The sequence below is a fragment of the Maridesulfovibrio spiralis (SeqCode) genome, from assembly GCF_048571135.1.
GTDB classification, from domain to species: Bacteria; Desulfobacterota; Desulfovibrionia; order Desulfovibrionales; family Desulfovibrionaceae; genus Maridesulfovibrio; species Maridesulfovibrio spiralis.
This window is the reverse complement of the sequence record NZ_CP182344.1, coordinates 976,943-988,583: the sequence shown is the minus strand read 5'-3', so window position 1 is coordinate 988,583 and position 11,641 is coordinate 976,943. Positions and strand designations below refer to the sequence as shown.

Below are 11,641 nucleotides of genomic sequence, written 5' to 3'. Positions count from 1 at the left end.
GCTCCTTAGAAATACAGTCCGCCATTGACGTTGATGGTCTGGGCGGTAATGTAGGATGATTCGTCAGATGCAAGGTAGGCCACACTGTCCGCGACTTCCGAAGCTGCCGCGAACCTTTTCAGGAGCACGTTTTCCGCAGCTTTCTGTACTGCCGGGTTTTGCAGGCCCGCATCAGCCATATCGGAAACCACCAGCCCTGCGGCAACGGTGTTGCAGCGGATGTTCCACTCGGCCCCGAAGCGTGCCGCAACCTGAGTCATGGAGATGAGTCCGGCCTTGCTGGCTGCGTAATGCGCGGTGCGCGGTCCGCCGTACTGACCGCTGACCGAACCGATATTGATCACGCTTCCCCCTCTGCTTTTCTTGAGCAACTCAAGGCAACGCTGGGTGCACAGGAAAGGGCCTTTCAGATTCACGGACATGATGCGGTCCCATTCATCCGGGGTGATCTTGTCGAAATCCTGCGGATCATTGATTCCGGCATTGTTGACCAGAATGTCGAGCCTGCTTTCGCTGTTGCCGATATCGGCAACCACTGCGTCCACGGAATCCGGGTCGCTGACTTCAAGTTGCAGGATGCGGGCTTTGCCGCCTTCTTTGGAAATTTCTGCTGCGGTCTGTTCTGCGCTTTCACGGTCATGTACAAAGGTCAGGATTACCTGCGCACCTTCGGCTGCAAGTTTGTGGCTGATGGCCTTGCCGATGCCGCGTCCGCCTCCGGTGATCAGCGCGATTTTATCTTTTAATTTCTGCATTTTTATCTGTGTAGGTCGTTAGTTCTTTTTTCCGGCCATGAGCACTGCGTGGCGGCCGAATCCGGCCTCGGCAAAGCTTGTGTATAATTTGTCCAGCACATCGCGGTTTCCGCTGCGGGTCAGGGTCATTTCAAGTTTCTTGCGCATGGCGTGGCATTCGCGGCCCAGTTCCGGGTTATACAGGTAGTTCCTGCCCATGAGCAGGAACAGTTCCATGGGAAATGTGACTTCATAATGCAACGGTTCAAAATCAAGCCTGCGCAGCAGGCGTTCAAGGGAACTGCGGTTGAAGAAATTGATATGGTGCGGCGGAGCCAGCCACCATGGTTTTTCGCCGAGATCTTCAGACATTATTTTTTGCAGCTTGTTGTAATCGTTGGGTACGCCGATGACAACCATGCCGCCGGGGTTAAGCACCTGACGGCAGAGGTTCAGCATGCCAGCCGGATCAGGCAGGTGTTCGAGCACTTCCCAGAGGTGGACCACATCAAATTTGCCGATGGAGTCGGCGCATTGCCGGTCAAAGACACCGTGAATGACATCAAGGCCGATGGATTGGCAGTATTCGACCGCCTTGTCCGCAGGTTCTACTCCCTTGGCCTGCCAGCCCATTTCCACAGCCTGTTTCATGAAAAAGCCGTTGCCGGAGCCGATATCCAACAGGGAACCTTTGCGCTTCAGCTGTTTTTCGATTGTTTCCAGCCGGGCAGCAGCAGTGGCAGCATGCCATTCCCTGTCTTCCAACTGGTGCTGAAGCATGAGCGGTTTGTCTTTGACATGGTACTCATGCTTGTAAATACGTTCCAGTTCCTCTTCATCGGGAATGGGGATAATGTGCTTGAAGCCGCAGCTTTCACAATGGATTATGTCGAATCCATCAACAGAATGGAGTACGATGCCGCTGTGGTCGATCCAGCATTTTCTGTCACTCAAAATTTTGCTCCGGTCTTTGAGGCAATTTGATGCGCTTTGCGCTTTTATAGGATTAGCTCTCCGAGGGGCCTCCCGGCGGGCGCCTTCAGCGGGACCAAAGGGAATAATCCCCTTTGGAAACCCTATTAGGGGGCGAGACTGCTTTCAATACAGTTTGCGATATTCATGGCTCCGTTTCTGATTCCCAGTGCGGCAGCTTTTGCAGTCATGGACTGTAACGCAACCCGATCGGAAATGAAATTTTGCAACTCTACAGCAAGTTTTTGCTCGCTGATGCGGTCAAATTTTCCCATTGAAACCGCTGCTCCGGATGCATGCAATGCCGATGCCGAGCGGGCGTGATCTTCGCTCAGGCAAAGCAGCAGTTGCGGAACTCCGCAAGCCGCCAGTTCATAAGCAGTCATGCCGAAAGAAGCTATGGCTGCGTCGCACTTCTGCATTGGCCGGGACATATCCTTTATATGATGCAGTAATTTCACCTGCTTTCCGTGCTCTACCGCTATCCGGTCGATTTTGTCCAGATTATTGAACATGGGACCGATTACAACTTCTGCCCGCCACTCTCCGGGAACTGATTTTAGGGCGTGGAGAATCTTCAGAGTCAGGGCATGGGGATCGCTGCCGCCCATGGTGATTAAAATTCCGGGTGGGGAAGATTGTGCCTTGCTACTATCAGCAAGTTGGAACTCTTTGCGCAGGGGAATGAATTCCCAGCCGCGATGGATGGTTCCGCCATATGCTGCGTTGCCGGGGACGTTCCAGTCCAGTTCATGAAACTGCGGTACGGGCGGGTAGAAGGCCAGATCGCTATGCAGGCGGTTGGGTGTGGGGTCATCAATGGAAACGAGCAGTTTGTCCGCTGCCTTGGCCCGCTCAAAGAAAGATTGTTCCAGTGGGATGCGCAGGTCGAGAATAAGAGCGGATTCAGTGTCGAAGTTCCAGTTGTTGAAGTCGCTTAACGGAATAACCTTGAATCCGGCGTCTTCGATTTTCCTTGCCGCAGCACGTTCGCCCCTGAACCCGAATACTGATTCCCTTCCGTGCCCCTCGCGAAGGGCTGCGGCTATAGCCATGCAGCGTCCGGCGTGGCCGAATCCGGTTTGCGGCCCGGCCTCGCAAAGGAAAATTACCGGGCTGTTACTCTTCATCACACATAAAGGCTTGGTAGAGCCGCTCGGCAATGTGCCAGTCTTCTTCGGTGTCTATATCCACCACCATGTAGCGGGGCAGGAAGTAGGGCATGTTGAGGCTTTCGCTGCGGTCTTCCGGGATGTCGGTCAGTTCCATCCAGTAGAACTGGGCCGCATCGTGAAAAAAAACAGGCAGGTCCTGCGATCGGCAGGGTGCGTATTCCGGGAAGGCGTATTCAATGCCGCCCAGGTCGTTCTTCTTGAATGAGCGCAGGATGGGGAAAGGGAATTCCGCAACTCCAAGAACGCAATTGGCCCGGTGTTCGCGCAACATTTCATATCCGCCGCGAATATTCCCGGCAGTGACAAAGGGGTTGGCGTAGAACTGGCAATACCGTTCCGGCTCCCCCCAGTTTTCCCGGACCCAGCTTAAGGCATGGTCGATTACGGGCTGGGTGGGGGTGAAGTCGTCTGAGAGCTCCGGCGGGCGCATGAAGGGAACTTCCGCTCCGTATTCACGGGCAATGTCTGCGAATTCTTCGCTGTCAGTGCTGACCAGAATATGGTCGAAAAATCCGCTATTGCGGGCGGCTTCGATAGTGTATGCGATAAGTGGCTTGCCCAGAAAAGGTCGGATTGATTTTTTAGGGATGCGTTTGCTGCCGCCACGGGCCGGGATAATTGCTACCTGCACTCTTCTTCCTCCGGCAGTTTTTTAATGAGTGGTCTCTCTTATATTATAGTATCATGCTGAAAACAATTAATATCTTTTTGAATAATAATCTTGAAGCAGTTGATTTCCGGCAGTATCTTCAAACCCATGAGAACAACTGCTGACAGAATAAGACATACACTTTTATTTGAGATTATCGGACTTTGCTCCTGCACCCCGTTGGCTTCATGGCTTCTTGATAAAGATATGAGCCGGATCGGGATCATGAGTATCGCCATTTCCATGACTGCCATGGTCTGCAACTATCTTTACAACCTCATTTTCGATAAGGTTCTTGTGGCCTTGAAAAGACCGGTAAACGTCCGCCCTGCGTGGATGCGTGTTTTACATGCCGTTCTGTTTGAACTGTCGCTTTTGACCATAACCGTACCCTTCGTGGCATGGTGGTTGGATATGACCCTCTGGCATGCTCTCATTGCTGACATTGGTTTTGCGCTTTTCTTTCTGGTCTATGCCTTTGTTTACAACTGGGTGTACGACATCATCTTTCCTATGCCTGTAGCGGCTGAGAATGCCTAAATAAAATGGTGGTTCGAAATACGAACCACCATTTTTTATTTCCTGCCAAAGAAATTTTTAAACATTCCCGATTTCTTTTTCTGTTCCTCTTCCGGTTCCGGTTCCGGTTCCGGTTCTTCCTCTTTTTCACTCCTGAATGTAGCGAAGCGGGCAACTTTTCCAACCTGCTGTGCTGAGTATTTGGCTGCTTTGCTGGTGGAGTCGGCAACTTTTTTTGCGGCATTGGCTGCTTTTTCCCCGGCTGCCCCGGTGATTGTTTTCAGATAGGCGGTTGTTATGGTCTTGGTTGAGCCCATGGCGATGGAGAGCAGCATGCCTGCGGCTTCACGCAGGACGGCCCTGCGGTAGCCGGGAGAGTTCCGTTCCGCGTGGAAATTGAAATGCCCACGGGTAATTATGCCGACTCGCAGCGCAAGGAAAGCATTGGTGGAGCCGTCCAGAATCGAAGCGGTGACGATGGAGGTCAGTCCGCTGGCTCCTGGAATCATGCCCAGTGCCGAACCGGCCAGTACCGGAGACATTATCGCTTCAATCTGCGCCTGAATATCAAGCTCTTCTACAGCGCTGGCGAAGAAGGCCGTACCTGCCACATTGGCGTAGACGGCAAGCATATCACGCATGGAGGGCCGCTGGTTGTATATCTTGGATACATCCCAGACCAGCTTGGTCAGCGTGCCGAGTACGATGAAAGAATCAAGCTGTCCGTTCTGGGAGATGGCGGTAGACAGGAAAATTCTTGAAGCCACGGTTTTCATCTTCTGGCTGGAGATGCGGTCCAGATGTTCAAGGGCGATGTCCAGCTCTTCGGTGGTGGAAAGCGCGAGTCCGGCTTGACACACATACTTATTGCCACGCAGCCTTTTACGGAGCTTGCGGATAAACTCCTGTTGTTCCGACGGGGTAGGGTTATCCGGCATGACCAGCGGACCGGGCCGGAAGAAATGGATAACGAACGGGCTTAAACAGATGATCATGAACAGCCCGCTTAGCCCGAAAAGAACGTAGTCATGCGATGCCGGAAAATATAGCGCACAGAGCTGGGCCAATCCGGCTATCTGATTGAGCATGAACAGGATGAATCCGCCAAGCAGGAACAGCAGCAGGGCGGTTATGAGTCTTTGCAGCGACTTGGACATATATGGAAAACCTCGCTGTGTTTGTTTTGTTTTCAATAACTGTATCTAGCCGCCGCTACCCGGTTCAGTCAAATTAAGAAAACCAGTGAGTCCTCACTTGATAGATTTCGCTTTGAAATTTCAAACTCCTGAAATATTGTGCTCCTCCGCTGTTCGCAGCCGGTGGGAATATTTTGCAAGGATAATTAAAATGCTGAAATTAAAATCTTCCACAAGTGTCGGAATAGCACAGGTTCTTTCCGGGGCCGCGCTCATTTCCCTTGTGGGAATTTTCATAAAAATTATGGTCGTGGATTACGCCCAGCCTATTTTTGTGGTCACCTTCTGGCGTAATCTTTTCGTCTGCAGTTTTCTGATGATCGGGCTGCGTATTTTTAAGCCGCATCTGCTCAAGTTTGAGCGGGATAATCTCGGATTGCTGGCTGTTTACGGAATGGTTCTGACCGGATTGAACGGAATCTGGGGCGGGTCTGTTTATTATAACGGTGCAGGGGTTTCCACCGTGCTGGTCTATGTCTCGGTGCCGATCACGGTGCTGGCGCAATGGTGGCTTGGCGGGGAAAGGCCGACCCTGCGCATCCTGCCTTCAATTTTTTTCTGCCTTTTCGGATGCGCCCTTGTCTGCGGAATTCAGGGAATGTCCGACTTTTCGCTGACCCCAATGGGCATGTTTCTGGGGCTGCTTTCCAGTGTGTTTTTTTCGATGTACGCGCTTTTGGGGCGGGAGTGCGCCAGGCGGGGTATCAATTCATACAGCACAATGATGCACGTCTTCGGCATCGCTGCTGTCTACATGCTGGTGCTTAATCTTGGGGCACAAGGCGTAATACCCGGAACAGCTCCGAATCCGGCAGGCCTGCTCATGCCCGGTGTGGACTGGAAAGGCTGGGCCTGTATCCTGACTCTCGCGCTCGGCCCATCCATGACCGGTTGGACATTGATTACCGCCAGCTTCAACCATCTTTCGCCCTCTGTGGTCAACATTCTGCTGACCGTGGAACCCATGATGACCGCGCTGGTAGCGATCCCGGTTCTTGGCGAATACATGAGTATTGAACAATGGGCAGGCTGTTTCCTGATTGTGATCGGGGTGATTGTTTTGAAGAAAAGGTAAGAAAAATCCCGCAATATCATTCAATATATTGCGGGATAAATTTGATCCAGATTTGAAATCCGCAGCGGCGAAGCCTTACTAAAAGTTTTTGAAGAGTCCAGAGAAACTTTTTTCAAAAAGTTTCTTTGGTCCCGCTGAAGGCGCCCGCCGGGAGGCTCCCCGAAGGGCCTCCGGAGGCAATCTAAACATTAAACAGGAAATGGATAACATCGCCGTCTTTAACGATGTATTCCTTACCTTCGGAGCGGAGCACGCCGGCTGCGCGGCAGGCTGCTTCTGATTTGTGCTTAACGTAGTCGTCATAACCGATAACTTCAGCGCGGATGAAACCGCGTTCGAAGTCGGTATGGATGGCTGCTGCTGCGCGGGGTGCTTTGTCGCCGTCATGGATTGTCCATGCGCGGACTTCTTTAACACCGGCGGTGAAGTAGCTGATCATGCCGAGGGTGTGGAAACCGGTGCGGATGATTTTAGCCAGACCGGACTCGGTTACACCGTAGGACTCGAGAAATTCGTTGTATTCCTCTTCATCAAGGCCGACCAGTTCTTCTTCCATCTTAGCGGAAATCTTTACGAACTCAGCACCGCGTTCTTCTGCCAGTGCGCGTACTTTTTTAACGTAGTCGTTGTCTTCGGTGAGACCTTCTTCGTCAACGTTGGCGCAGTAGATCACGTTCTTTGCGGTGATGAGGCGCAGGTCGCGCAGCATCTCAGCCATGTTGTCGGTGTCCAGATCGCCGTATGTGCTGACGGGGTTGCCTTCGTTGAGGTGCTCAAGCAGTTTTTCAGCTTCGGCAATCTTGGGACCGAGGGTCTTGTCGCCCTTGATCTTTTTCTTCATGCCTTCGACGCGGGTGTCGAGAGCCTGTACGTCGGCGAGGATCAGTTCGGTTTCGATTACGTCGATGTCGCGCATGGGATCAACGGAGTTGGCAACGTGGATAACGTCGTCGTTGTCAAAGCAGCGCACAACGTGGAGGATCGCCTGTGTCTCGCGGATGTTGCCGAGGAACTTGTTACCGAGACCTTCACCCTTGCTCGCGCCTTCTACGAGACCCGCGATATCGATGAAGTCAACAGTGGACTGCTGTACGCGCTGGGGATTAACCAGCTCGGCCAGCTTGTCGATGCGCTCGTCCGGTACGGGAACGACAGCCTTGTTGGGTTCGATGGTACAGAAAGCGTAGTTCGCGCTTTCCGCATTCTGGGCCTTGGTCAGGGCATTGAAAAGGGTGGATTTACCGACGTTGGGCAGTCCCACGATACCGATACTGAGAGCCATAATAAAAATCTCCTCAAAAAATATAAATTCCTTTCCACGCCGCAAAAGTCCCGCACATACAATGAAAATCGCATGAAAAAGTAAAATTATCCGGGATGATGTGCCGTGAAAGGTAAAATTTTCGTTTTGCTTATCTATAAAGATAATATCACGTGTTGCGGCCCCTCAATACCCGTCTTTGCGGGGATGGGCAAGTGCTGATTATGTGTCTTTCCTGCTTAATCCCTCTTTGAGTGCTGCAAGAATCTCTTCATGGTAAATGTAGGAGGCGGCAATAATTACGGCAAACGGTTCATCGGTGATGCGTAATGCATCCGGCAGAGCATAGACCGAAAGTCCATCCACCTTGCTGCCCTGAGACGCTGTATTGCTGTCGATGAAGCCAAGGCAGTCTTTCATGTCAGGTAGTTCATTATTCTTTTTGAGCTGTTGGTAATAGCCGGAGCTGCCCCAGATCATGAACGGCCCGAAACTGCCTGACTCCCTTCCCTTGCGGCATTCCCATGCGAGCATCCGCTTGACCGTGTTTTCTCCGGTAACTTTCACGGCAGTGTAATGCAGCACTTCTGGTGAGACTATTTCCAGCCCTTTAAGGCGGGCATGGTAGTACAAGTCGAATGCTGTTGCCATTCTTGAATACATTTCGTCGCTGCCGATGGCTATGTAGGCCCGGTCATGACCGGCTATAATATCTTTGAGTGCATGGTAATTACCTTTTTCTTCTGCTCCTGCCCCGGTGTAGCCTGCAAAAGATCTGCGCATGAAATCGGTGTTTAAAGTGAAATCTTCGGTGGTCACGTTATGGCTGCAATTTAGATAAAAAGGAACAGTCGCCTGTTCTGCATTCATATTGTGAAGATCGGTATGGTCGACAATCCTTATCGTCCCGTTTTTAATGAAAAAGCAGGTCAGATTGTGGGCATTGACCCTGCTCAGGGACTGGTGGGATCGAAACCAGTTAAACAGGTCCATGTATGAACGCGGGCGTTCGGAAAAAGTGGAATAGAATCCGGCGCAGGAGATAAAGTAGGATTTTCTGGCCCCGGCCGGAGTTTCTTCAATTGTTTTCAGGAACTCTGCGTCTGTTAAATCCTTTAGGTTGGGATCAATCTTTCTTTGGACATTTAGCCAGCCTTTGCGGGGCTTTCCGGTGCAGATGCATTCAATGTGGTCAATAATATTCGCGGCTGTTTCCTGCACGGAACAGAATTGTCCGTCGCGTTGTCTAAGTATTTCTTCAGCGTAAAATCCGGGTTCCAGATTGATGGAATTCAGCACCTGCTCAAGTTGTTCCTGTGAATGGACAATCCAACCTGCTGTTTTACTTCTTAATTCTTTCCGGAATCCGTGCATCTGGCACTGGATATGAGGACGCAGGGTCGCGTAGCTAAACGTGTCTGCTGTTGTGGAGGTATCTGTAATCAGCAACGCTGCCCTGGCGTATTGTTCAATATTGCTGTTTGAAATATCGAGGCTGATATTCTTGGAGGTTACCTGTTCATAAATTGCAGCCCCGTCATGACGGGCAAGCGCAGCTGGAAGGGGGCGGAAAATGATTTCCTTATCGGGAAATTTGTGGGCCAGTGTTTCGAGAATGTCGATTTGTGTCTGGTATTCATGCCGTGTCTGCGCGTAGTCGTATGTGCTAGCGTAGAGAATGCAGTCCTGCTTCACCTGATGTTTATTGATCTGTTCCGCGAGGACATCCAGCGACGGGTATCCGGCAGGGATTATGTTCGAACTGGTTTCCGGGAGATGTAACTCTTCCGGGATCAGGCTTAAGGAGTATTCAAAATCCTCGCCCTTGAATTTATGCAGGTTCTTATGTCCTAAAATCAGGTAATCGGAACCCGCCAACTGGCTCATGTAGGCATAGTAGTTTTCAGCATCCGTATTGTCCGGGCTGATGTCGGAATGGAAGTGCGGTACTGAAACGACCTTGCTGCCCTGCGGTTTATTCACACAGCTGTCCACCGTGAAAAGAACATCAATATCCTGCCGATGCCTCAGATCCACTGACCTGAGTGTTTCGACTTCACCGTATTTACGCAACTCTTCTTCATTTTCCTGCACCATGTTCAGAAACAGAACCTTATGCCCTCTGGTATGTGCCTCTTTTGCAAAAGGGAGCAGCCGTTTAATACTCAAATTGCTGGAAAGAAGGATTGCGATGGATTTGACTGAAGAAGTTACGGGCATATGGCTATCCGGGTGAAAAGTTAAGGGTGATCAGGAAATTTGGATATCTTTAATCGGCAGTCTAAGGCAAGGTTTTGTTTAACCCTTTTGTTTGCGCTGAATCCATGATGCGTGTATTTTAACCGCTGAATAAATACTGGAATTTTGTCCTGAACATATTTTCTGGCAGGTTAAAGATATGATTGTACCGGTTATCCTTTCCGGCGGCAGCGGAACCAGACTCTGGCCTCTTTCACGCAAGAACCACCCCAAGCAGCTTTTAAATCTCACCGGGGATCACTCACTGCTGCGCAATACCGTGGAACGCGGTTGCGCGCTTGATGATTCCGGCGCGCCTATTGTGGTCTGCAATGAAAGCTACCGTTTCATGGTTGCCGAGGAGCTGCGCTCTGCCGGGATCAAGCCGGAAGCGATCTTTCTGGAACCGCAGGGCCGTAATTCCGCCCCAGCCATTGCTGCCGCAGCCTTTCATGTGCGTGAGAAAGACCCGGATGCGTTAATGCTGGTTATGCCTTCGGATCATGCCATCCATAATCTGGAAAAATTCAATTCAGCCATCAGTGCCGCAGTGCAGTCTGCCCGCAGCGGTGATCTTGTCCTGTTCGGCATTGTCCCGGATCGCCCGGAAATCGGGTACGGCTATATACGCACCAGCGGAGAGTTCGAACCGATGGTTCCGCAGTTAGTTCAGGCATTTGTTGAAAAACCTGATCTTGAAACCGCAAAATCATATCTGCGATCCGGGGAATATTTATGGAATGCCGGGATTTTTCTGTTCAGCCCGGACGTATTTCTGGAACATCTGCAAGAGCTGGAACCTGAGATTTATTCTTCCTGTCAGGCTGCGGTGGAAAAGGCGCGTGTTGATCTGGATTTTGTGCGCCTTGATGAAGAAAGCTTCATGTCCAGCCCCGCAGAATCAGTGGACTATGCGGTGATTGAAAAGGTCGATAATCTCAGCGTGGTCCCGTTTGACGGCGGCTGGTCCGACATCGGTTCATGGGATTCCCTGATGAATGAAAGGGAGTCCGATTCCGCCGGGAACGTTATTACTGGAGATGTGCTGGCAAAGAATGTCGGTAACAGTTTTCTGCATTCGTCCAGCCGCTTGCTCGGAGTGGTCGGTGTTGATGATGTCATCGTGGTTGAAACTACGGATGCGGTACTGGTTGCCGGACGCGAACACGGGCAGGAAGTTTCAGGGCTGGTGAACAAGCTCAAAGAGCAGGGACGCGAAGAAGCCGAGCATCACCGCCGGGTCTACCGCCCTTGGGGATCATACGAATCCGTGGATACCGGGGACCGCTTTCAGGTCAAGCGGATAATCGTCAAGCCGGGGGGAGTTCTCTCCCTGCAAAAGCACCATCACCGCGCCGAGCACTGGGTAGTTGTCAAAGGAACCGCCAAAGTGCGGGTCGGAGATGAGGAAGTCCTTCTGCGCGAGGATCAGTCCACATACATCCCCTTGGGAACCATGCACCGCTTGGAGAATCCCGGCAAGATTGACCTTGAGTTGATCGAGGTCCAGACCGGTAGTTATCTCGGTGAGGATGATATCCAGAGGTTTGAGGATGTTTATGGGCGGTCTGCGGAGTAGGGGATGGCAAAAAGTCTTAAAGATATCGTAAATGAGATGCCAAAGGAGCGGCAGGAAAAGATTCAGGCACGCACCGATGAGTTGATCAATCAGCAGACCGTGGCAGCCCTTAAAAGCATAGAAGCCGGGAACTTTGTTGAGGGCGACAGGGTTTTTGAATGGTTGGATTCTTGGGGGACTGATAAAGGCGAAGAAGCACCATAAAGATTTTTTAACTTGAAACTGAAATAGGCGAAGAGCTTT

The 11,641-nt window shown here is 51.3% G+C and carries 11 protein-coding genes; 4 read left to right on the top strand and 7 right to left on the bottom strand.

The features are described from left to right. Nucleotides 1-5: 5 nt before the first annotated feature. From ACNI29_RS04450 to pseF, 4 genes are all read right to left on the bottom strand, one after another. Nucleotides 6-755, bottom strand: coding sequence for an SDR family NAD(P)-dependent oxidoreductase (locus ACNI29_RS04450; RefSeq protein WP_419780981.1), 750 nt, complete (start codon nt 753-755; stop codon nt 6-8). A gap of 18 nt (nt 756-773) precedes the next feature. Next, a complete protein-coding gene (locus ACNI29_RS04445) occupies nt 774-1,688 on the bottom strand; it encodes a methyltransferase domain-containing protein (RefSeq protein WP_419780980.1) in 915 nt (304 codons plus the stop codon). A gap of 125 nt (nt 1,689-1,813) precedes the next feature. Further along, complete coding sequence (locus tag ACNI29_RS04440) at nt 1,814-2,836, bottom strand: PseG/SpsG family protein (protein ID WP_419782085.1); 1,023 nt, start codon at nt 2,834-2,836, stop codon at nt 1,814-1,816. Further along, nucleotides 2,826-3,512, bottom strand: coding sequence for a pseudaminic acid cytidylyltransferase (pseF, locus tag ACNI29_RS04435; RefSeq protein ID WP_419780979.1), 687 nt, complete (start codon nt 3,510-3,512; stop codon nt 2,826-2,828). Before pseF ends, ACNI29_RS04440 begins: the two co-directional genes overlap by 11 nt. A gap of 126 nt (nt 3,513-3,638) precedes the next feature. On the opposite strand from pseF, the gene ACNI29_RS04430 reads away from it, so the two are divergent. Further along, complete coding sequence (locus tag ACNI29_RS04430) at nt 3,639-4,070, top strand: PACE efflux transporter (protein ID WP_419780978.1); 432 nt, start codon at nt 3,639-3,641, stop codon at nt 4,068-4,070. Nucleotides 4,071-4,105: 35 nt separating this feature from the next. On the opposite strand, the gene ACNI29_RS04425 is transcribed toward ACNI29_RS04430, so the two are convergent. Continuing rightward, nucleotides 4,106-5,206, bottom strand: a complete 1,101-nt coding sequence (locus ACNI29_RS04425) for a hypothetical protein (RefSeq protein ID WP_419780977.1) — start codon at nt 5,204-5,206, stop codon at nt 4,106-4,108. Nucleotides 5,207-5,396: 190 nt separating this feature from the next. On the opposite strand from ACNI29_RS04425, the gene ACNI29_RS04420 reads away from it, so the two are divergent. Beyond that, a complete protein-coding gene (locus ACNI29_RS04420; protein WP_419780976.1) occupies nt 5,397-6,320 on the top strand; it encodes a DMT family transporter in 924 nt (307 codons plus the stop codon). Between the two features lie 181 nt (nt 6,321-6,501). Here ACNI29_RS04420 and ychF read toward each other — a convergent pair whose 3' ends face one another. Next, nucleotides 6,502-7,602 (bottom strand): redox-regulated ATPase YchF, encoded by a 1,101-nt coding sequence (gene ychF / locus ACNI29_RS04415; RefSeq protein WP_419780975.1) that lies wholly within the window; start codon nt 7,600-7,602, stop codon nt 6,502-6,504. Nucleotides 7,603-7,803: 201 nt separating this feature from the next. Further along, nucleotides 7,804-9,801 (bottom strand): hypothetical protein, encoded by a 1,998-nt coding sequence (locus ACNI29_RS04410; RefSeq protein ID WP_419780974.1) that lies wholly within the window; start codon nt 9,799-9,801, stop codon nt 7,804-7,806. A gap of 178 nt (nt 9,802-9,979) precedes the next feature. On the opposite strand from ACNI29_RS04410, the gene ACNI29_RS04405 reads away from it, so the two are divergent. Both ACNI29_RS04405 and ACNI29_RS04400 read left to right on the top strand, forming a co-directional pair. Continuing rightward, on the top strand, nt 9,980-11,398 hold the full coding sequence (locus tag ACNI29_RS04405) for a mannose-1-phosphate guanylyltransferase/mannose-6-phosphate isomerase (protein WP_419780973.1): 1,419 nt from the start codon (nt 9,980-9,982) through the stop codon (nt 11,396-11,398). A gap of 3 nt (nt 11,399-11,401) precedes the next feature. Continuing rightward, on the top strand, nt 11,402-11,602 hold the full coding sequence (locus ACNI29_RS04400) for a hypothetical protein (protein WP_419780972.1): 201 nt from the start codon (nt 11,402-11,404) through the stop codon (nt 11,600-11,602). Nucleotides 11,603-11,641: the final 39 nt, after the last annotated feature.